We start from the raw sequence: 20688 nt of genomic DNA on the forward strand, positions 1-20688 counted from the left end.
TTCAGGTGACAGTGGTTTTCCGGACCGGACCCTCACGTCCGGCGGCGCGCCGGGACGGCGCCGTACCCTTGATCCATGCCGAACCCGTCCGATCAGTCGGCGCACGCGTACCCCGACCACTGGGAAGCCGACGTGGTGCTGCGCGACGGCGGCACCGCGCGGATCAGGCCGATCGCCGCGGACGACGCCGAGCGCCTGGTCAGCTTCTACGAGCAGGTCTCGGACGAGTCGAAGTACTACCGGTTCTTCGCCCCTTATCCCCGGCTCTCCGCCAAGGACGTGCACCATTTCACCCACCACGACTACGTGGACCGGGTGGGCCTGGCCGCGACGGTCGGCGGCGAGTTCATCGCGACGGTCCGCTACGACCGGATCGACGCCGAGGGCCGCCCCGCCTCCGCCCCCGCCGACGAGGCCGAGGTCACCTTCCTCGTCCAGGACGCCCACCAGGGCCGCGGCGTCGCCTCCGCCCTGCTGGAGCACATCGCCGCCGTCGCCCGCGAGCGCGGCATCAGGCGGTTCGCCGCGGAGGTGCTGCCCGCCAACACCAGGATGATCAAGGTGTTCACGGACGCCGGCTACACCCAGAAGCGCAGCTTCGAGGACGGCGCCGTCCGCCTCCACCTCGACCTGGAGCCCACCGACCGCTCCCTCGCCGTCCAGCGCGCCCGCGAGCAGCGCGCCGAAGCCCGGTCGGTGCAGCGGCTCCTCGCCCCCGGCTCCGTCGCCGTCGTCGGCGCGGGCCGCACGCCGGGCGGCGTCGGCCGCACCGTCCTGCGGAACCTCGCCGGGGCCGGGTTCACCGGCCGCCTGTACGCCGTGAACCGCGCCCTGCCCCGGGGAGGGGCCACCCTGGACGGAGTCCCCGCCCACCGCTCCGTCGGCGACATCGGCGAGCCCGTCGACCTGGCCGTCGTCGCGGTGTCCGCCGAGCACGTCCCGGACGCGGTCGCGGACTGCGGCGAGCACGGCGTGCGCGGGCTCGTCGTCCTGTCCACCGACTACGCCGAGAGCGGCCCGGCCGGACGGGAGCGCCAGCGGGCACTGGTGCGGCAGGCCCGCTCGTACGGGATGCGCGTCATCGGCCCCAACGCCTTCGGCGTGATCAACACCGCCGGGGACGTGCGGCTCAACGCCTCCCTCGCCCCGCACCTGCCCGCCACCGGGCGGATCGGCCTGTTCACCCAGTCCGGCGCGATCGGCATCGCCCTCCTGTCCGGGCTCCACCGGCGCGGCGCGGGCGTGTCGTCGTTCGTCTCGGCGGGCAACCGGGCCGACGTCTCCGGCAACGACATCCTCCAGTACTGGTACGAGGACCCCGGCACCGACGTGGCCCTGCTGTACCTGGAGTCGATCGGCAACCCGAGGAAGTTCACCCGGCTCGCCCGCCGCACCGCCGCCGTCAAACCGGTCGTCGTCGTCAAGGGCGCCCGGCACAGCGGCAGCGCGCCCCCCGGGCACGCGGTGCCCACCACCCGCGTCCCGCACACGACGGTGTCCGCGCTGCTCCGCCAGGCCGGGGTCATCCGCGTCGACACGGTCACCGAACTCGTCGACGTGGGCCTGCTGCTCGCCGGGCAGCCCCTGCCCCGCGGGCCGCGCGTCGCGATCCTCGGCAACTCCGAGTCGCTGGGCCTCCTCGCCTACGACGCCTGCCTCACCGAGGGCCTGCGGCCACTGCCGCCCCGCGACCTGACGACCGCCGCCACCCCCGACGACTTCCGGGCCGCGCTCACCGGGGCCCTGCACGACGACGCGTGCGACGCGGTGGTCGTCACCGCCATCCCGTGGGTCCCCCGGCAGGGAGCGGCGGGACCGGCCGGCGGGGGCGCGGCGCTGGCCGGCGCCCTGCGGGAGGCCCGCGCCGCCGCCCCGGCGAAGCCGGTCGTGGTCGTCCACGTCGAGCTGGGCGCCCTCGCGGACGCCCTGGCGGCCGCCACCGGTACCGGCCCGGAGCGCCGGGACCCGCCGGGACCTGTCGGCCCCGCACTCCGGCCGGGCGGGGCGGACCGGACGGGGCACGNAGGGCCCGCCGCCCCCGCCCGGCCGGAGCCGGGGAGGCCGCCCGGCCCTCCGCCGCCGGCCTCCCCGGCGCCGGCCTTCCCGCCGACGGCGGCATCCCCGCCTACCCCGCCGCCGAACGGGCCGTGCGGGCGCTGTCCGAGGCCGTCAAGTACGCCGAGTGGCGCCGCGAGGCCGCCGAGCCGGGCCGGGTGCCCGAGTACGAGGACATCGACGAGAGCGGGGCCGCCGCCCTGATCCGAAGGCTCCTCGACACGGCCGGCCCGGGGGAGCACGACACCGTCCTCGCCCCGGGCGCCGTCCACGACCTCCTCGGCCACTACGGAATCGCCGTACGGCCCGCCCTGCCCGCGCCCGACTCCGACACCGCCGCCCGCGCCGCCGCCCGCCTCGGCTACCCGGTCGCCCTCAAGACCACCGCGCCGCACCTGCGCCACCGCCCCGACCTCGGCGGCGTCCGGCTGGACCTGGCCACCGAGGAGCAGCTGCGCACCGCGTACGCCGAACTCACCGAGGCGCTCGGCGGCCCGGCCGAACTCCGGCCGGTCGTCCAGGCCATGGCACCGCGCGGGGTGGACACCGTCGTCCGCGCCGCGATCGACCCGGCGGTCGGCGCCGTCCTGTCCTTCGGCCTCGCCGGGGCCCCGTCCGAGCTGCTCGGCGACATGGCCCACCGTCTCGTTCCGGCCACCGAACGCGACGTCGCCCAGCAGATCCGCTCCCTCAGGACCGCCCCCCTCCTGTTCGGCTGGCGGGGCTCCGCACCCGTCGACACGGCCGCCCTGGAGGAACTGCTGCTGCGCGTGTCGCGCCTGGTCGACGACCATCCGGAGGTCGTCTCCGTCGCGCTGGAGCCGGTCGTCGTCGCCCCGCGCGGCCTCGCGGTCCTCGGCGCGGCCGTCCGGCTCGCCCCGCCGCCCGCCCGCACCGACCTCGGCCCCCGCCGCCTGCCCAGCTACTGAACGGGGCGGCCCGCACGCCCGTCACCGGCGTTCCGGGCGCACCGTAGGATGGAGTCCATGGCGAAGACCGGTACGACGACCCAGGAGCTGCGCGCGGCGATCGAGCGCAGCGGCTACTACCCGGCCCTCGTGGCCGAGGCGGTGGAGGCCGCCGTCGGCGGCGAGCCGATCGTGTCGTACCTCGTCCACCAGGAGACCACGTTCGACGCCAACGAGGTCCGGCGCCACGTCACCGTCCTCGTGCTCACCGCGACGCGCTTCATCGTCAGCCACACCGACGAGCAGAGCGCCGACACGACCTCCCCGACGCCGTACGCCACCACGTCCACCGAGTCCGTGAAGCTCGGCCGGATCTCGTCGGTCGTCGTCAGCCGCGTCGTCGCGAACCCCGAGTCGTACCAGCCCGGCACGCTTCCCCGCGAGATCGTCCTCACGGTCGGCTGGGGCGCGGTCTCCCGGATCGACCTGGAGCCCGCCGCCTGCGGCGACCCGAACTGCGACGCCGACCACGGCTACACGGGCAACTCCACCGCCGACGACCTGAGCCTGCGGGTCAGCGAGGCGGGCGACGGCCCGGAGACGGTCCGTCAGGCCCTCCACTTCGCCCAGGCCCTGTCCGAGGCCACGGTGGCCGCGCTCTGATGGCCCAGCCGACGACCACGGCCTCCGCCTGGCCCGACGAGCCGGTGCCGCTGCCCCTCGACACCGCCCCCGTCCCGGAGTACGGCTCCGGTTCCCTCGCCGACCTGCTGCCGACGCTGGCGGCGGGGCTGGGCGTGCCGGGCTTCGAACCCCGCATCGCCGAGCTGACGCCGGCCGACCGGGTCTGCGTCTTCCTGATCGACGGGCTCGGCTGGGAGCAGGTCAGGGCGCATCCCGCGGAGGCCCCGTTCCTCACCTCGCTCCTGGACTCCTCGCGCGGCGGCACGGGCCGCCCCCTCACGGCCGGCTTCCCCGCCACGACCGCGACCTCCCTCGCCTCGGTCGGCACGGGGCTGCCGCCCGGCGGCCACGGCCTCACCGGGTACGCGGTGCGCGACCCGGACACGGGCGAGCTGATGAACCAGCTGCGCTGGCGCCCCTGGACCCCCCCGCACGTCTGGCAGCCGTACCCGACGGTCTTCCGGCTGGCCGACGCCGCGGGCGTCCACACCGCCCAGGTGTCGTCCCCCGCCTTCCAGGACACCCCGCTCACGAAGGTCGCGCTCAGCGGCGGCACGTTCCACGGGCGGCTCTCCGGCGAGGACCGCATGGACCTCGCCGCCCGCCAACTCGCCGGAGCCGACCGCGCGCTCGTCTACACGTACTACAGCGAGGTCGACGGCGCGGGCCACCGCTTCGGCGTGGACTCCGACGACTGGCGCGGCGAGCTGATGCGCGCCGACCGGCTCGTCCGGCGCCTCGCCGAGCAGCTCCCGGCGCGCTCCGCGCTGTACGTCACGGCGGACCACGGCATGGTGGACATCCCGTTCGACGAGGAGTCCCGCATCGACGTCGACGAGGACTGGGAGCTGCGCGCCGGCGTCGCCCTGCTGGGCGGCGAGGGCCGCGCCCGCCACGTGTACGCCGTGCCGGGCGCCGGGAACGACGTGCTGGCCTGCTGGCGCGAGGTGCTCGGCGACCGCTTCTGGGTCGCGGGGCGCGAGGAGGCGATCGAGGCGGGCTGGTTCGGCCCGCGCGTCGACGAGCGGGTCCTCGGCCGGATCGGCGACGTGGTCGCCGCTGCCCACGACGACGTGGCCCTGACGGCGTCCCTCGCCGAGCCGCACGAGTCGGCCATGACGGGGATGCACGGCTCGATGACCGCGGCCGAACAGCTCGTCCCGCTGCTGGAAGTCCGCACGTAGGACACGGTCCCGCTCCACGCCGCCGTTCCCGCCCCGCACCGCCGACCCGAAAGGTCGTCACCTTCCCATGCCCGAACTGGTGTTCTTCTCCGGAACCATGGACTGCGGAAAGAGCACCCTGGCGCTCCAGATCGAGCACAACCGCTCGGCCCGGGGGCTCCAGGGGGTCATCTTCACGCGGGACGACCGGGCCGGGAAGGGGAGGCTGTCCTCGCGGCTCGGTCTGGTCACGGAGGCGGTCGAGGCCACCGGGGACATGGACGTCTACGGGTACCTGGTCGACCGCCTGTCCACGGGCGGAAAGGCCGACTACGTGATCGTGGACGAGGCGCAGTTCCTCGCACCGGAGCAGATCGACCAGCTGGCGCGCGTCGTGGACGACCTCGGGCTCGACGTCTTCGCCTTCGGCATCACCACCGACTTCCGCACCAGGCTCTTCCCCGGTTCGCAGCGGTTGATCGAGCTGGCCGACCGGATCGAGACCCTCCAGGTGGAGGCCCTGTGCTGGTGCGGCGCCAGGGCGACGCACAACGCCCGCACGGTGGGCGGGGAGATGGTGGTCGAGGGCGCCCAGGTGGTCGTCGGCGACGTCGACCGCCCGGCGGGGGAGGTCGGTTACGAGGTCCTGTGCCGCCGCCACCACCTCCGCCGGGTGACCGCCGCCTCCGCCCGGGCGGGCGTGCTCTCCCCCGACGTGCTGCCGGTCACCCCCGCCTGACCGCCGGGCCCGCACGGCCCCGCCCACCGCGCCGCCGGCCGGAGGTACGGCCCAGGGGGCCCGGCGTCCGCCGCCGGCCCGCCCCGGGCCGCCGGGACCGCCACCGCGCCGCCGGTCAGCTCCGGGTCGGCCGCAGGACCGTGAAGACGGCGCCCTCCGGGTCCGCCACCGTCGCCCTCCGCCCCTCCGCCCCGTCCTCCGGCGGGTGCAGCAGCCGTCCGCCGAGCTCCTCGACCCGCCGTACGGAGGCGTCCGCGTCGGCCACCTCGAACCAGGTCGTCCAGTGGGCGCCCCGGTCGCGCGGCAGGGCGGCGCCGACCCCCCGCACCGACACCGTGGGCCTGTCCCCGACGGCGAGGACCACGCGGTCCCGGCCGTCGAGGGCCTGCGGGCCGGGCTCGTAGCCGAAGACCGTCCGGTAGAACTTCACGGCCTGCTCGGACTCGTACGTCAGCAGTTCGTTCCACACCGGCACGCCCGGCACGCCCGGCACGCCCGGCACGCCCGGCACGCCCGGAGCCCCCGGCACCGCGCAGCCCCGGAAGCCGGCCGCCTGCCACACCCCGAAGGTCGCGCCGCACGGGTCGGAGCAGATCGCGAGCCGTCCGGCGTCGCCGGTGTCCAGCGGTCCCACGGCGACCGTCCCGCCGCTGCACCGGACCGACTCGGCGGTGCGGTCGGCGTCGTCGGAGGCCAGGTACGCCGTCCAGGCACCCGGCAGGCCGCGGTCGGCGGGCCGCCGGCCGATCCCCGCGACCTCCCGGCCGTCGAGCAGCGCCCGCACGCACGGGCCGAACTCCGACGGGCCGGGCCGGAACTCCCAGCCGAACAGCTCTCCGTAGAACTCCTTCGCCGCGTCAAGACCCTGCACCATCAGACTCACCCAGCAGGGTGCACCCGGTTCGCGCCGAGCCGCCTCGGTCATCGTCACACTCTCCTCGGACCATCGTCGTGGCCGTGCGGGGGACCGGGCACGGACTGTTCCGGCGCACCTGTTCGACGCCCCGTCAGATGCTGGCACCGGGTGCCGGGCGGTGTGCCCCGGGCGCGCCGTGGTTTGGCGCGATCCGGCAGGAGGATGCCCGAAAATCCGGCTCCCATCCTCGCTTTGCGCCGCCACTCCTCCCGGCGGGAGCCGTATCTGCGCGAGGATGGCACGTATGAAGCATGACGCAAGCACCGACTCGCACCCCCTGGTCTCCGCCGCCGACCTCGCGGCCGAGACGGCGTCCCCGGCACCCGGCGGGCCCGGCCCCGTCCTGCTGGACGTCCGCTACCAGCTGGGCGGCCCGCCCGGGCGCCCCGCGTACGAGGCGGGGCACATCCCCGGTGCCGTGTACGTGGACCTCGACGCCGAACTGGCCGGCCCGCCCGGTGCGGGCGGCCGCCACCCGCTGCCGGACCTCGACGTGTTCGGCGCGGCGATGCGCGCGGCCGGGGTGTCCGCCGGGTCGCGGGTGGTCGTGTACGACGGCGGCTCCGGCTGGGCGGCGGCGCGGGCCTGGTGGCTGCTGCGCTGGGCGGGCCACACCGACGTGCGGGTCCTGGACGGCGGACTTCCCGCGTGGCGGGGGGAGCTGTCGACGGCCGTGCCGGAGCCGGCACCGGGTGACTTCGTCCCCGTGCCGGGCGGGATGCCGCTGCTGGACGCCGACGGGGCGGCGGAGCTGGCCCGCACCGGACTGCTGCTGGACGCGCGGGCGGGGGAGCGGTACCGGGGCGAGGTGGAGCCGATCGACCCGGTCGCCGGGCACATCCCGGGCGCCGTGTCGGCCCCGACGACGGAGAACGCCGCCGGGGACGGCCGCTTCCTGCCGCCGGAGGCGCTGAAGGCGCGGTTCGGGGAACTGGGCGCGCTGGACGCGCCCGCGGTGGGCGTCTACTGCGGCTCGGGCGTCTCGGCGGCCCACGAGGTGCTGGCCCTGGAGGCGGCGGGCGTCCGGGCGGCGCTGTACGTCGGCTCCTGGTCGGAATGGGTCCGGGACCCGTCCCGTCCGGTGGCCACCGGGCCCGAGCGGGGCTGACCGGGAACCGCGCGTCCGGGACCGCCGCCCACCGGGGGAGGCGCGTGCGCTCCTCGAAGCGGACCACCGATACGAAGCCCCGGTCCCGGAGCCCGGCCGGGCACTCCGGCCGGGGCCGTGCGGCCGGGCCCGGGGCCGTCCGGGACCGGCGCTACTCCTGCTTCTTGCGGCGCGTGCCGAAGACGATCTCGTCCCAGCTCGGGACCGCCGCCCGGCGGCCCGGGCGGACGCCGTCGGCCTCCGCCTGGCGGTCCGTCGTGCCGACCAGCCGGTCGCGGTGGCCGCTCACCGAGCGGGGCATCAGCACGTCCGCGTACGCCGAGCCGGCGCCGGCCGACGCGGCGGGGGCCGGCGGCTCCTCGGCCTCCGGCTCGCCGTCGGACTCGGCCGCCGGGGCGCCGTCCGTCCCGGCGGGCCGGTCGGGCACCACCATGTCGCCGCGGAAGCTGGGCACCGCCTCCAGGAGGCTGGTCAGCGAGTCCCGCTCGGGCTCCTCCGCGGGCTCGGGGCTCGGCGCGGGCCGCTCGCGCGGCAGCCGCGCGATGCGCGGGACGAACGGGAAGCTCGGCTCCGGGACGGCCATGGAGTCGTCGGCCTCGCCGATCAGCGCGCGGGCCTCCGCGTCCACGGCCTGGACGAGCCGCCGCGGCGGGTCGTACGTCCAGCTCGCCGTGTGGACCTCGCCGGCGACCCGGTAGACGAGCAGCACCTCCCACGTGCCGTCGTCACGGCGCCAGGAGTCCCACGCCGCGCTGTCCTTCTCGGCGCCGCGCAGCAGCAGCCGCTCCTGGACCGCCTCGCCGAGCTGGGGGCCCGCGCTCTCGCCGGGGCGCCGCACGGGGGTCTTCCGGGCCCGCTCCGCCATGAAGGCGCGCTCCGCCAGGACGGGCCCCTCGAAACGGCGGACCCGTTCGACGGAGATGCCCGCGAGCTGTGCGACCTCCTCGGCGGAGGCGCCGGCCCGTATGCGCGCCTGGATGTCCCGTGGCCGCAGGTGGCTCTCCACCTCGATCTCGATCTGGCCGAGGCGCGGGCGGTCGTTGCGGACGGCGGCGCGCAGCCGCTCGTCGATCGGAAGCGTGTATTCCGTGTTGTCCGCAGCCTTCAGCACCAGTCGTGTGCCGTCGTTGGAGACGGCCACGACACGCAGTTCGGGCATGGGGACCTCCCGGGTGGTGCCTGCCGACGTCACGTGCGTCGCTGCTTCCGCTAGTCGAGTGTGGCCTGCCCGGGTGCAGCCTGCCACAACCTTGCCGAGTTGACCGGCGTGTCGGGCCTGGGCCCTGGAACGCCGTCATGGCACGGTAACGTACTCCACGACTCGGCGTGACTGGTCGTCACACTCCGTCGCGGGCCCCCGTGCGGTAGGGCGGCGCCGCCGGATCGAGTGCCATTTCCGGCCCCTCCCGTTGATCCCGGGCACCCGTGAGAGACCGGTGCCCAGGGTTCGTCACAGTACTCCATCCGGGCCATGGCGGTGGAGGGGCGCGCCGCCGGGTTCCCCGCCGACCTGGCCGGGGTCCCGTCGCGGGGCACCGCGCGGGCCGTCAGTCGCCCAGCACCCGCCGCAGGTAGGGGTTGCCGAAGAGACGGTCGGGATCCAGCCGGTCGCGCACCGCCGTGAACTCCCCGAACCGGGGGTACGCCTCCGACAGGTACGCCGCGTCGCGCGTGTGCAGCTTGCCCCAGTGCGGGCGGCCCCCGTGCGCCGTCATGATCCGCTCCGCCGCCGTGAAGTACGCCCGGCAGGGGGTGCCCCGGTAGACGTGCACCGCGATGTACGCCGTGTCCCGGCCCGACGCCGTCGACAGGGCGATGTCGTCGGCCGGCGCCGTGCGGACCTCCACCGGGAAGCTCACCCGCAGCGGTGAGCGGTCCACCATCGCCTTCAGCTCCCGCAGGGCGTCCACCGCGGCCTCCCGCGGCAGGGCGTACTCCATCTCCGTGAACCGCACCCGGCGCGGACTGGTGAAGACCCGGTATGGGATGTCCGTGTACGTCCGCGCCGACAGCGCCCGGCTGGAGATCCGTGCGATCGCGGGGACGGCCGCGGGCAGGATCCGCCCGAACGAGTTGGCCGCCTGGAACACGCCGTTGGACAGGAACTCGTCCTCGAACCAGCCGCGCACCGGGCCCAGCGGGGCCGCGGGGCCCTGGCTGCGGTTGTTCCGCTTGGTGACGCAGTTGCCGGTGTGGGGGAACCAGTAGAACTCGAAGTGCTCGTTCTCCGCGTGCAGCCGCTCGAACTCGGCCGTCACCCGGTCGAAGCCCATCGGCTCCTCGCGCGCGGTGAGCAGGAACAGCGGCTCCACCGCGAAGGTGACCGCCGAGACGACGCCCAGCGCCCCCAGGCCGATTCGGGCGGCGGCGAAGACCTCCGGGGACTTCCGCCCGGAACACGTCGTCACCCGCCCGTCCGCCGTCACCAGCTCCAGCTCCCGGACCTGGGCCGCGATCGAGGCGGAGTCCCGCCCCGTCCCGTGCGTCCCGGTGCTGATCGCGCCCGCGACCGTCTGCTCCATGACGTCGCCCATGTTGGCGAGGGACAGGCCCTCCCGGGCCAGCGCCGCGTTCAGGTGCTTCAGCCGCGTACCCGCCTCCACGGTCGCGGTCATCGCGGCGCGGTCGATCCGCCGGATCCCGGTGAGCAGGTCGGGACGGATCAGGACCCCGTCCGTCGCGGCCACCGCCGTGAACGAGTGGCCCGCCCCCACCGCCTTGACCCGCAGGCCCTCGGCGGCGGCGCCCCGCACCGCCTCCGCCAGCTCCTCCACGGACGCCGGGCGCGCCTCCCGCGCGGGCCGGACGGAGACGTTCCCCGCCCAGTTACGCCAGGTGCCGGCCGCCCTGCTGCGGCCCCTCCGCCTGCCCGGACTGCTCAGGGTCCTGTCGCTCACGCCGCCCCTCCCGCGTCGGGACCGGCCGGTTCAGCCGGTGGTATCCCAGGAATGCCACCACGGCCGCCGCCACTCCCGCCACCCCCGGGACCGCGTATCCCGCCTCCGCCCCGTGCGCGGCGACCACCCCTCCCGAGACCGACGTACCGAGCGCCACGCCGACCGCGAGGCCGGTGCCCGTCCAGGTCATGCCCTCGGTGAGCTGGCCGCGCGGCACGTGCGCCTCCACCAGGGCCATGGTGGTCACCATCGTCGGCGCGATGGCCAGGCCCGCGACGAAGAGCGCCACGGCCAGCCACGGGAGGCTCCCGACGAACTGGAGGGGGATCGTGCTCACGGCCATCGCGAGCACCCCCACGACCCAGCGGCGGGCGGGGGAGCCCTTCAGCCGCAGCATCCCGAACACGGCGCCCGCCAGGCACGAACCGCCCGCGTACACCGCCAGCGCCAGGCTCGACGCCGTCTTGCGGCCCTGCTCCTCGGCGAACGCCACCGTCACCACGTCGACCGCGCCGAAGATCGCACCCGTCGCGACGAACGCCACCGCCAGCACCCGCAGGCCCGGGGAGCGCAGCGCGCTCGCCCGCCTCCCCTCGTGCCTCTCCGGCGGGTGGGGCACCGGTTCCGTGGCCCGCTGCGCGGTCAGCCACCCCACGCCGACCAGCAGGAACACCCCGGACAGCACCAGTCCCGCCGCCGGGAACCAGAGCGTCGACAGGCCGATCGAGAGGGGCGGCCCCAGGATGAAGCACAGCTCGTCGACGATGGACTCCAGGGAGTACGCCGTGTGCAGTTCCTGCGGCCGGCCGCGGTAGATCTCCGCCCACCGCGCACGGGTCATCGCGCCGACGCTCGGCACGCAGCCCGCGGCGAGGGTGCACGCGAAGAGCGTCCAGTCCGGCAGCCCCCACTGCGCGCAGAGCACCAGCGCCCCGGCGGCCGCCACGGACACCAGCGTCGCCGGGCGCAGCACGCGGCGCTGCCCGTACCGGTCGACCAGCCGGGACACCTGCGGGCCCAGGACCGCCGCGGACAGCGCCAGCGTGCCGGTCAGCAGGCCCGCGAGCCCGTACCGGCCCGACAGCTCGGTGATCATCGTCAGGATGCCCACGCCCGTCATGGCGAGCGGCATCCGGCCGACGAGGCCGGCGGCGGAGAACCCCAGGGTGCCGGGGGCGGCGAAGATCGCACGGTAGGGACTGGGCAAGGGGCGCTCCGGGGNGNNGCNGCCGGCGGGGACGGCCGGCGGGGTAAGGCGTGCGGACGGTCTTGACAGATTACGGTCGAACGGAGGGGCCCGCACGGCGGTTTCCCCGCCATCGGTGCCGGGTGGCAGGATCGGGGCCATGTCCGATCAGCGTGTGTCCCACCAGTGTGACCCGGCTCCGTACGACGCCCTGCTGCTGCTCTCCTTCGGCGGCCCGGAGGGACCGGAGGACGTGGTCCCGTTCCTGGAGAACGTGACGCGGGGGCGGGGCATCCCCAGGGAGCGCCTGGAGGAGGTCGGACGGCACTACTTCCTGTTCGGAGGGGTCAGCCCCATCAACGAGCAGTGCCGGGAGCTGCTCGCCGCGCTCCGCGAGGACTTCGCCGCCGCCGGGCTCGACATCCCGGTCCACTGGGGCAACCGCAACTGGACGCCGTACCTGACGGACACGCTCCGCGAGATGGTCCGCGACGGACGGCGCCGGATCGCCGTCCTCGCCACCAGCGCCTACGCCTCGTACTCCGGCTGCCGGCAGTACCGCGAGAACCTCGCCGACGCGCTCGCCGCGCTGGAGGCCGAGGGCCTGCCCCTGCCGAAGGTCGACAAGCTGCGGCACTACTTCAACCACCCCGGCTTCGTCGAGCCCGTGGTCGAGGGCGTCCTGCGCTCGCTCGACGAACTGGACGAGGCGGTGCGCCCCGGCGCCCACCTCGCCTTCACCACGCACTCCATCCCCACCTCCGCCGCCGACACCTCCGGCCCGGCCGAGGGCCACGGCGACGGCGGCGCGTACGTCAGGCAGCACCTCGACGCGGCCCGCCTCATCGCCGAGGCCGTGCGGGAGCGCACCGGCACCGACCACCCCTGGCGGCTGGTGTACCAGTCCCGCAGCGGCGCCCCGCACGTCCCGTGGCTGGAACCGGACATCTGCGACCACCTGGAGGAGCTGCACGCGGCGGGCGCCCCGGCCGTCGTCATGGTGCCCGTCGGCTTCGTCTCCGACCACATGGAGGTCCTGTACGACCTCGACACGGAGGCCACCGCGAAGGCCGCCGACCTGGGCCTGCCCGTACGCCGCTCGGCCACCGTGGGCGCCGACCCGCGCTTCGCCGCCGCCGTCCGGGACCTGCTCCTGGAGCGGGCCGCCGCCGAGCGCGGCGGCCCCGTCGAGCGCTGCGCCCTCGGCGCGCTGGGCCCCTCGCACGACCTGTGCCCCGCCGGCTGCTGCCCCGCCCGCGCGCAGCGGCCCGCCGCGGCCGGTGCCGACAGCCCGTACGCCTGAGGAGGCGCCGTGACCGATCCGCTGCCGCCCGAGCCGGACGGCGAGCCGCCGCTGGACGAGCTCCTGTCCGTCGCCCTGGAGGCCGCGCGCCGCGCGGGCGCCCTGCTGCGCGACGGCCGCCCGGCCGACCTGGACGTCGCCGCGACCAAGTCGAGCCCCGTCGACGTGGTCACCGAGATGGACATAGCCGCCGAGAAGCTGATCACCGGCCTCCTCGCCGAGCGCCGGCCGCACGACGGCCTGCTCGGCGAGGAGGGCGGCGCCGCGGAGGGCACCAGCGGCATCCGCTGGGTCGTCGATCCGCTGGACGGCACGGTGAACTACCTGTACGGCCTGCCGACGTGGGCGGTGTCCGTCGCCGCCGAACGGGACGGCGAAGCGCTCGTCGGCGTCGTGGAGGTGCCCATGCGGGGGGAGACGTTCCGGGCCGTACGCGGCCGGGGCGCCCACCTGGGGGAGCGGCGGCTGAGCTGCCGGCCGGCCCCGCCCCTGGACCGGGCCCTGGTGGCGACCGGGTTCAACTACGTCACGACGGTCCGCGCCCACCAGGCGGAGGTGGCCCGCCGGCTGCTGCCCCTGGTACGCGACATCCGCCGCGGCGGATCGGCCGCCGTCGACTTGGCCGACGTGGCGGCCGGCCGGCTGGACGGCTACTACGAGCGGGGCCTGCGCCCCTGGGACCGGGCGGCGGGGCTGCTCATCGCACGTGAGGCGGGCGCCCTGACCGGCGGACGCCCCGGCGGGCCCGCCACCGACGACCTCACGGTGGCGGCCCCGCCGGGTGTCTTCGAGCCGCTGCAGGCCCTCCTGGAGGACTTCGGCGCCTGGCACGACTGACGGGGCCCCGCCCCGCCCCGTACGCGAAGGCCCCCGGGGCGCACCCCGGGGGCCTTCGCGGCCGGGTCGTCAGGCGGGGACGGCGGAGACCTCCACGCCGTGCTCCGCCGCCAGGCGGCGCAGGTCGTCCAGCTCCGCCTGCTCGACGTCGGCCAGGAAGTCGTCCCCGGTCTCCCGCGCCCGCGTCAGGTCGGTCTCCGCCGCCCTTATGCGCTGCAGCAGTCCCGCGGTGAAAGCGTCCATGATGCGCCCCCTCGTCGTGGGTCGGCGGCACGGGGTGTGCCGAGGGTGGGTTGCGGACCACGCGGAGTGCCTCTGGGGACGGAAGCGGCCCATGGCGTGCCACATGCGAAGCGTGATCCCGGTGTGCAGTCGTCCTCCCCGGAGGGGGCACCGGGGAAACCTCGAAACCCGCACCTGTCCCGAATCCGGTCGGCCGGGACCCTCCCGAGGAACCGGGCACCGGCCGCCTTACAGCCGGTTTACGCGTGTAAGGGGCAGGATGGCCGGGGCGCCGGCAGTTCCGCCGGTGTCCGGGATCCGCCCGGATCCGGGCTCGGAGGAAGGAAACAGCGCCGTGCGCGTACTCGTCGTCGAGGACGAGCAGCTGCTCGCCGATGCGGTGGCCACCGGACTGCGCCGGGAGGCCATGGCCGTCGACGTCGTCTACGACGGGGCCGCCGCTCTGGAGCGCGTCGACGTCAACGACTACGACGTCGTCGTCCTCGACCGCGACCTGCCCCTCGTCCACGGGGACGACGTCTGCCGCAGGATCGTCGAACTGGGCGTGCCGACCCGGGTGCTGATGCTCACCGCGTCCGGCGACGTCAGCGACCGCGTCGAGGGCCTGGAGCTGGGTGCCGACGACTACCTCCCCAAGCCGTTCGCGTTCAGCGAGCTGACCGCCCGCGTCCGCGCGCTGGGCCGGCGGACGACCGTGCCGCTGCCGCCGGTCCTGGAGCGGGCCGGGATCAGGCTCGACCCCAACCGGCGGGAGGTGTTCCGCGACGGCCGGGAGGTCCAGCTCGCCCCCAAGGAGTTCGCCGTGCTGGAGGTGCTCATGCGCAGCGAGGGCGCCGTCGTCTCCGCCGAGCAGCTCCTGGAGAAGGCGTGGGACGAGAACACCGACCCCTTCACCAACGTCGTCCGCGTCACGGTCATGACCCTCCGCCGCAAGCTCGGCGAGCCACCGGTCATCATCACCGTGCCCGGATCCGGCTACCGGATCTGACCCGTGGCGGGAGCACCCGTGCCGCGCGAGGCACCCCCCAAGCCGACCTGGGACCCCCGGATCCCGGCCCGCCCCCTGCTGCGGCCGACGATCCGCATACGGCTCACCCTGCTCTACGGCGGCATGTTCCTGATCGCCGGGGTCCTGCTCCTGTCGATCATCTACCTGCTCACCCGGCAGGCCCTGTACATCAGCACCGACGACCTGCCCTTCAGGCTGCTGAAGGGCGAGGTCGAACCGAACTTCGACTGGTGCCGGCTGCCCGTGGAGGGGGTGACGCCCGACCAGTTCAACGACGCCATGGCCGCCTGCCTCCAGCACCAGCGCGACCTCGCCCTGGACGACCTGCTGCGGCGCTCGCTCTTCGCCCTGCTGGGCCTGAGCGTCATCGCGTTCGCCTTCGGCTACGCCATGGCGGGCCGGGTGCTGTCCCCGCTGGGCCGGATCACCCGCACCGCCCGCCAGGTGGCCGGCTCGGACCTGAACCGCCGCATCAAGCTGGCCGGGCCGGACGACGAGCTGAAGGAGCTGGCGGACACCTTCGACGAGATGCTGGACCGGCTGGAGCGGGCCTTCACCGCCCAGCAGAGGTTCGTCGCCAACGCCTCCCACGAGCTGCGCACCCCGCTGGCGATCAACCGCACCCTCCTGGAGGTGCACCTCTCCGACCCGGCCGCCCCGGTGGAGATGCGGGAGCTCGGCAAGGCCCTGCTGGCCACCAACGAGCGCAGCGAGCAGCTCGTGGAGGGGCTGCTGCTGCTGGCCCGCAGCGAGAACCAGATCGTGGAGCGCAAGCCCGTCGACATCGCCGAGGTCGCGTCCCGCGCCATGGACCAGGTGCGCGGGGAGGCCGAGGCGAAGGGCGTGGAGATCCGCGGCGAGCGCGTCCCGGCCGTCGTCCAGGGCAACGGCGTGCTCCTGGAGCGCATCGCCCTGAACCTCGTGCAGAACGCCGTCCGCTACAACGTCCCCCAGGACGGCTGGGTGGAGGTCACCACGGCCGTGGAGGGCGGCCAGGCGGTGCTGGTGGTGTCGAACACCGGGCCGGTCGTCCCGGCGTACGAGATCGACAACCTCTTCGAGCCCTTCCGGCGGCTGCGCGAAGAGCGGACGGGCAGCGACCGGGGCGTCGGGCTCGGCCTGTCGATCGCGCGGTCGGTGGCGTGGGCCCACGGCGGGCGGATCACGGCGGTGCCCCGCGAGGGCGGCGGGCTCGTCATGCGCGTCGTCCTGCCGCGGTGACCCACCGCTCGGCGCACCTCTGATGTTCGCTGTACGCGGAATTTCACGTGGCGTACCGGCCTGGTGCGCTGTGTGATCGATCACAGGAGCTTCCTTCCGGTTGCTCACCCGATGTGATGGGATTTGGACCCGGAAAGCCGGGAAAAGTCCGGGTTTTCCCCGAGTGGGGTCACGGGAAGTACACGGGGTGGTGCCGGTGAGGCGCGCGGTCCCGACCGTGTACGGTCCCGTTCGCCACCCAAAGCCGCCCCCTCCTGAGGGGTCCGGTTGGGTGTCGATTGAGTAACAGACCTTGATGTGAGGCAAAATCTCCGCCTCAGGTCGGGCACAAGTCCGGCCTCTCACGCGTTACGTGCGCTGGAGACACCGCAAACACCCAGAGGGGGAGAGTGACATGGCTACGGACTACGACACCCCACGCAAGACCGACGACGACGTCGACCAGGACAGCCTCGAGGAGCTGAAGGCCCGGCGGAACGACAAGTCGACCTCCGCGGTCGACGTCGACGAGTTCGAGGCCGCGGAGGGCCTGGAGCTGCCGGGGGCCGACCTCTCCAACGAGGAGCTGGCCGTCCGCGTCCTGCCGAAGCAGGCGGACGAGTTCACGTGCATGAGCTGCTTCCTCGTGCACCACCGCAGCCAGCTGGCCCGGGAGAAGAACGGCCAGCCGATCTGCCGAGACTGCGACTGAGGACCGGTCGGCCATGGCAGGAGAAAGCCCGTTCAGGAAGAAGCCCCGCTTCCCCGGGAAGCCGGAGGCGTCCGAGGGAGGCCCCGAGCAGGCGGACGACGCCCGCCGGCTGCCGGCCGACCCCTCCGCTCACCTGCCCTCCCCCGACGCGCACGACGACGGGCGAGGCCCCTCGGCCTCGCTCGAACCCGCGGACGACGGCGCGGGACCCCGCCGCTCCCTGGTCGCGGCCGGGTCGCGCGGCGTGGACCTCGTACGGCGCGGCGTGCGCAAGGGCGGCACGGGCGCCCGTGCCGGCCTGGCGTACCTGGCCGACCGGATCATCGAGGGCGCCCCGCGCGTTCCCGTACGGGACCTCGCCACCCTCCGCAGGCAGTTCCCCGGACTCGGACCCGAACAGCTCGCCGACCGGCTGGTCGCGGGCGCCGCGAAGGCCTCCGCCACGGTCGGCGCCGGGGTCGGCGCCGCCGCGATGCTGCCGGTGCCCCCGGCGATGCCCGCCGAGCTGGCCGCCGAGATCACCGGCGTCGCCGCCATCGAACTGAAGCTCATCGCCGAACTCCACGAGGTCTACGGCCAGCGGCCGCCCGGCACCCTCAAGGAGCGCTCCATGGCCTACCTGACGGCCTGGACGGAGGAGCGCGGCGTCGACATCACCAAGCCCACCACCCTGAACGCGGCGCTCGGCGGCCGGATGAGGCGCGAGCTGCGCCAGCGGATCATGAAGCGCACCGTGCGGAACCTGCCGAACCTGCTGCCGTTCATGGTCGGCGCCACCGTCGGCGCCGTGATGAACCGCCGCGACACCAAGAAGCTCGCCGAACAGGTGCGCGGCGATCTGCGCGCCCGCCAGGTCCCCTGGGACGCCCTTCCCGACCTGCCCCCGCTGGAGCAGCCGGAGAGCCCCGACGAGCTCGGCCGGTAGGGCCGCCGGCCGCTAACGGCCGGCCACCGCCTCCCGCGCCCGCCGGATCGCCGCCGCCAGCCCCTCGGGGTCGCGGGTCGACAGGTACACGTACGGAGTGGGGTCGGCCGGGTCGGTCACCTCGACGCGCACCGCGCGCGGGACGTAGCCGCGCAGCAGCATGAACGCCCGCGGGTCCGCCTTGTGGGTGCGCCAGGCCCGGGCCTCCTCGGCATCCAGGGCCTCCGGCTCGCCCAGCGCCTCCACCGGGATCCGCGCGTCCCCCGCGACCAGCGAGCCGGCCACCACGCGCACGCGCGCGGAGCCGTACGAGCTGACGCCGACGGCCGCGACCGCCCCCGCGGCGATGATCCCGCCGAGCATCGGCACCACCCCCAGCGGCAGGAGCACCAGCCCCCCGGACAGCCCCAGCAGGGCGGCGATCAGCCACCACGAGCCGGGGGCGGTGAGCCGTTCGTCGTACTGCGGGGCCGAGGGGCGGTCGGAAGGCTGCATGAATCCAAGCTTGGCACGGTGGGACCGCCGAGCCGCCGCGCGGGTAAGGTCTGCGGCTGTGAGCACCGCACTGACGCCTCCCGCCGGCGCCCGGCCGCCGGCACGGCACCCCGACGCGCCCGCCCCGGGCGCACCCCTCGGATCCCACTACGCGCACTGCTTCGGCTGCGGTGCCCGGCCGCACGGGCTGCGCCTGGAGGCCAGGGCCGGCGAGGGCGTGTCCGTCACCGCCGTGTTCACCGTCACCGAGGACCACCAGGGCGCTCCCGGCCTCGCCCACGGCGGCGTCCTCGCCACCGCGCTCGACGAGACGCTCGGCTCCCTGAACTGGCTGCTGCGGGTGATCGCCGTGACCGGCCGGCTGGAGACGGACTTCCTCCTCCCGGTGCCTGTCGGCGCCGTCCTCCACCTGGAGGCCGAGGTCACCGCCGTCGACGGCCGGAAGATCTACTCCGCGGCCACCGGCCGGATAGGCGGGCCGGAAGGGCCCGTCGCCGTCCGCGCCGAGGCCCTCTTCGTCGAGGTCGGGGTCGACCACTTCGTGGACAACGGGCGCCCCGAGGAGATCCGGGCCGCCATGGCCGACCCCGACCTGATCCGGCGCTCCCGCGCCTTCGAGGTGAACCCCTGATGCGCAGCCCCGTCGACGTGCTGATCCGCCGCCTGGACCCCGAGGTGCCCCTCCCGTCGTACGGGCACCCCGGCGACGCCGGCGCCGACCTCGTCACCACCGAGGCCGCCGAACTCGCCCCCGGCGAACGCGCGGTCCTCCCCACCGGGGTGTCGATCGCGCTCCCGGACGGGTACGCCGCCTTCGTCCACCCGCGCTCCGGCCTGGCGGCCCGGCTGGGCGTGGGGATGGTGAATGCCCCGGGCACCGTCGACGCCGGGTACCGTGGAGAGATCAAGGTGATCGTGGTCAACCTGGATCCGCGAGAGAGCGTCCGGTTCGAACGGTTCGACCGGATCGCCCAACTGGTCGTCCAGCAGGTCGAGAGGGTCCGCTTCCACGAGGTCGCGGAGCTCCCCGGCTCGGCACGGGGCGAGGGGGGCTTCGGGTCCACGGGCGGGCACGCCGCCGTGGGCGGCTGGACGGGTGGGAATCCATACGCAGCGGTCGTAACCGACCGGGAAGGACAGTGACGTGTTCGGACGTCGCAAGAAGGTCAGTGCCGCCGAGAACGCGGCGGGCGAGGCCGAGCAGGTCGTCGACGAGGTCGACACCGACGAGACGGAGGAGGAGCCCCGCCGGGTGAACCTCCCGCCGGCGCCCCGGCCGGACGGCCCGTGGGACGTCTCCGAGGTGTCCAGGCCCGGGGAAGGGCGCGTCGACCTGGGCGGCCTCTTCGTCCCCGGTGTCGAGGGCATGGAGCTGCGGGTCGAGGTCGCGGGCGACGCGATCGTCGCGGCGACGGTCGTCCTGCGGGACAGCGCGATCCAGCTGCAGGCGTTCGCCGCCCCCAAGAACGAGGGCATCTGGGGCGAGGTCCGCGAGGAGATCGCCTCCGGCATCACCCAGCAGGGCGGTGTCATCGACGAGGTCGAGGGCCCCCTCGGCTGGGAGCTGCGCGCGCAGGTCCCGGTGCAGCTGCCGGACGGCACGGGCGGCGTCCAGCTGGTGCGGTTCGTCGGCGTCGACGGGCCCCGGTGGTTCCTGCGCGGTGTCATCTCCGGGCAGGGCGCCGTCCAGCCGGAGGCCGCCGGGCTGCTGGAGCAGATCTTCCGGGACACGGTCGTCGTCCGCGGCGAGGGCCCGATGGCCCCGCGCGACCCGATCGTCCTGAAGCTCCCGGACGACGCGCAGATGGTCCCCGAGGGCGCCCAGACCGAGGAGCAGCCCGCCGGCTCCCGCTTCTCCGGCGACATGGGGCAGCTCCAGCGCGGTCCGGAGATCACCGAGATCCGCTGATCCCGCCGCGGGGAGCGGGCCGCCGGGGCCTCCGGGACCCCCGGTGGTGCCGCCCGAGGCCCGGGGGCCGGGACCGTCCCGCCCGCCGGGCCGCCCCGCATATACGGTCCGCCCCGCATATACGGTCCGTCCCGCACGTACGGTCCGTCCCGCACGTACGGTCCGTCCCGCCCGCCGGGCCGTTCTGTGCGTTCGGCCCGTATATGCGGGACGGCCCGGCGGGTGCCGGCGGCGTCGAACGGCCGCGTCCCGCTCCTCGTGCGCCCGCGCGTCCGCCCCGGCTCCGGTGAGGAGGCCGGGGCTTCGGCGCGGGGGNCGGCGGTCGCCCGGCGAGCCGGTCGGCCGAGTCGCCCCCGGCCGCCGGCCATATACAAATCAGACGCTTCCTAACACCTCTTA

General features: G+C 75.1%; 20 protein-coding genes and 1 pseudogene. 15 read left to right on the top strand and 6 right to left on the bottom strand.

Annotated elements, in window-relative coordinates; translation table 11 throughout:
- Positions 1 to 75: 75 nt before the first annotated feature.
- The 5 genes and pseudogenes from MW084_RS16305 to MW084_RS16325 all read left to right on the top strand — a co-directional run.
- On the top strand, positions 76 to 2023 hold a 1948-nt coding region (locus tag MW084_RS16305), incomplete at its 3' end, for a GNAT family N-acetyltransferase (RefSeq protein WP_275563650.1).
- Between the two features lies 1 nt (position 2024).
- Positions 2025 to 2984, top strand: a pseudogene (locus MW084_RS16310) (acetate--CoA ligase family protein); the annotation flags it as partial.
- 57 nt (positions 2985 to 3041) lie between these two features.
- Complete coding sequence (locus MW084_RS16315) at positions 3042 to 3626, top strand: DUF5998 family protein (protein WP_010471684.1); 585 nt, start codon at positions 3042 to 3044, stop codon at positions 3624 to 3626.
- Positions 3626 to 4831: an alkaline phosphatase family protein gene (locus tag MW084_RS16320; protein ID WP_010471682.1), complete on the top strand. Its 1206-nt coding sequence runs from the start codon at positions 3626 to 3628 to the stop codon at positions 4829 to 4831. The genes MW084_RS16315 and MW084_RS16320 overlap by 1 nt, the downstream gene beginning before the upstream one ends.
- A 67-nt stretch (positions 4832 to 4898) precedes the next feature.
- The gene (locus MW084_RS16325; RefSeq protein ID WP_010471681.1) at positions 4899 to 5549 is read left to right on the top strand and encodes a thymidine kinase; all 651 of its coding nucleotides are present in this window, start codon (positions 4899 to 4901) and stop codon (positions 5547 to 5549) included.
- Positions 5550 to 5664: 115 nt separating this feature from the next.
- On the opposite strand, the gene MW084_RS16330 is transcribed toward MW084_RS16325, so the two are convergent.
- Positions 5665 to 6474: a VOC family protein gene (locus MW084_RS16330; protein ID WP_039829510.1), complete on the bottom strand. Its 810-nt coding sequence runs from the start codon at positions 6472 to 6474 to the stop codon at positions 5665 to 5667.
- Between the two features lie 235 nt (positions 6475 to 6709).
- Between MW084_RS16330 and MW084_RS16335 the strand changes: the two genes are divergently transcribed.
- Positions 6710 to 7573, top strand: coding sequence for a sulfurtransferase (locus MW084_RS16335; RefSeq protein ID WP_010471677.1), 864 nt, complete (start codon positions 6710 to 6712; stop codon positions 7571 to 7573).
- A 151-nt stretch (positions 7574 to 7724) separates the two neighbouring features.
- On the opposite strand, the gene sepH is transcribed toward MW084_RS16335, so the two are convergent.
- The 3 genes from sepH to MW084_RS16350 all read right to left on the bottom strand — a co-directional run bounded on the left by sepH (position 7725) and on the right by MW084_RS16350 (position 11677).
- Entirely contained in the window at positions 7725 to 8765 is a 1041-nt protein-coding gene (sepH, locus tag MW084_RS16340; protein WP_029553581.1) for a septation protein SepH, read from the bottom strand.
- A gap of 355 nt (positions 8766 to 9120) precedes the next feature.
- Positions 9121 to 10470, bottom strand: a complete 1350-nt coding sequence (locus tag MW084_RS16345; RefSeq protein WP_010471675.1) for a D-arabinono-1,4-lactone oxidase — start codon at positions 10468 to 10470, stop codon at positions 9121 to 9123.
- On the bottom strand, positions 10400 to 11677 hold the full coding sequence (locus tag MW084_RS16350; protein ID WP_010471674.1) for an MFS transporter: 1278 nt from the start codon (positions 11675 to 11677) through the stop codon (positions 10400 to 10402). The genes MW084_RS16345 and MW084_RS16350 overlap by 71 nt, the downstream gene beginning before the upstream one ends.
- Positions 11678 to 11816: 139 nt before the next feature.
- Here MW084_RS16350 and MW084_RS16355 point away from each other — a divergent pair, with 139 nt between their 5' ends.
- Positions 11817 to 12959 carry a ferrochelatase gene (locus MW084_RS16355; protein WP_010471673.1) on the top strand — a complete coding sequence of 381 codons (1143 nt, stop codon included), beginning with the start codon at positions 11817 to 11819 and terminating at the stop codon, positions 12957 to 12959.
- Positions 12960 to 12968: 9 nt separating this feature from the next.
- Positions 12969 to 13796: an inositol monophosphatase family protein gene (locus tag MW084_RS16360; RefSeq protein ID WP_010471672.1), complete on the top strand. Its 828-nt coding sequence runs from the start codon at positions 12969 to 12971 to the stop codon at positions 13794 to 13796.
- A gap of 69 nt (positions 13797 to 13865) precedes the next feature.
- Here MW084_RS16360 and MW084_RS16365 read toward each other — a convergent pair whose 3' ends face one another.
- On the bottom strand, positions 13866 to 14039 hold the full coding sequence (locus MW084_RS16365; RefSeq protein ID WP_010471671.1) for a hypothetical protein: 174 nt from the start codon (positions 14037 to 14039) through the stop codon (positions 13866 to 13868).
- Positions 14040 to 14373: 334 nt separating this feature from the next.
- Between MW084_RS16365 and MW084_RS16370 the strand changes: the two genes are divergently transcribed.
- The 4 genes from MW084_RS16370 (at position 14374) to MW084_RS16385 (ending at position 17885) form a co-directional block, all read left to right on the top strand.
- On the top strand, positions 14374 to 15027 hold the full coding sequence (locus tag MW084_RS16370) for a response regulator transcription factor (RefSeq protein WP_010471670.1): 654 nt from the start codon (positions 14374 to 14376) through the stop codon (positions 15025 to 15027).
- 3 nt (positions 15028 to 15030) lie between these two features.
- A complete protein-coding gene (locus MW084_RS16375; RefSeq protein WP_029553578.1) occupies positions 15031 to 16269 on the top strand; it encodes a sensor histidine kinase in 1239 nt (412 codons plus the stop codon).
- Positions 16270 to 16663: 394 nt separating this feature from the next.
- Complete coding sequence (locus MW084_RS16380; RefSeq protein ID WP_010471668.1) at positions 16664 to 16960, top strand: DUF4193 domain-containing protein; 297 nt, start codon at positions 16664 to 16666, stop codon at positions 16958 to 16960.
- A 13-nt stretch (positions 16961 to 16973) separates the two neighbouring features.
- Positions 16974 to 17885, top strand: a complete 912-nt coding sequence (locus MW084_RS16385) for a hypothetical protein (RefSeq protein ID WP_010471667.1) — start codon at positions 16974 to 16976, stop codon at positions 17883 to 17885.
- 12 nt (positions 17886 to 17897) lie between these two features.
- Here the strand turns inward: MW084_RS16385 and MW084_RS16390 are convergent, their stop codons facing one another.
- On the bottom strand, positions 17898 to 18380 hold the full coding sequence (locus tag MW084_RS16390) for a DUF3093 domain-containing protein (protein ID WP_010471665.1): 483 nt from the start codon (positions 18378 to 18380) through the stop codon (positions 17898 to 17900).
- Here MW084_RS16390 and MW084_RS16395 point away from each other — a divergent pair.
- Genes MW084_RS16395 through MW084_RS16405 form a run of 3 tightly spaced genes read left to right on the top strand, consistent with a single transcriptional unit; the run spans position 18379 to position 20289 of the window.
- Positions 18379 to 19011 (top strand): PaaI family thioesterase, encoded by a 633-nt coding sequence (locus MW084_RS16395; RefSeq protein ID WP_078571800.1) that lies wholly within the window; start codon positions 18379 to 18381, stop codon positions 19009 to 19011. The two genes, MW084_RS16390 and MW084_RS16395, sit on opposite strands and share 2 nt — an antisense overlap.
- Positions 19011 to 19523, top strand: a complete 513-nt coding sequence (gene dut, locus MW084_RS16400; RefSeq protein WP_010471662.1) for a dUTP diphosphatase — start codon at positions 19011 to 19013, stop codon at positions 19521 to 19523. The genes MW084_RS16395 and dut overlap by 1 nt, the downstream gene beginning before the upstream one ends.
- Position 19524: 1 nt before the next feature.
- A complete protein-coding gene (locus MW084_RS16405) occupies positions 19525 to 20289 on the top strand; it encodes a DUF3710 domain-containing protein (protein WP_010471660.1) in 765 nt (254 codons plus the stop codon).
- The last annotated feature ends 399 nt before the right edge of the window (positions 20290 to 20688 follow it).

It is taken from the genome of Streptomyces sudanensis, assembly GCF_023614315.1.
GTDB lineage: Bacteria > Actinomycetota > Actinomycetes > Streptomycetales > Streptomycetaceae > Streptomyces > Streptomyces sudanensis.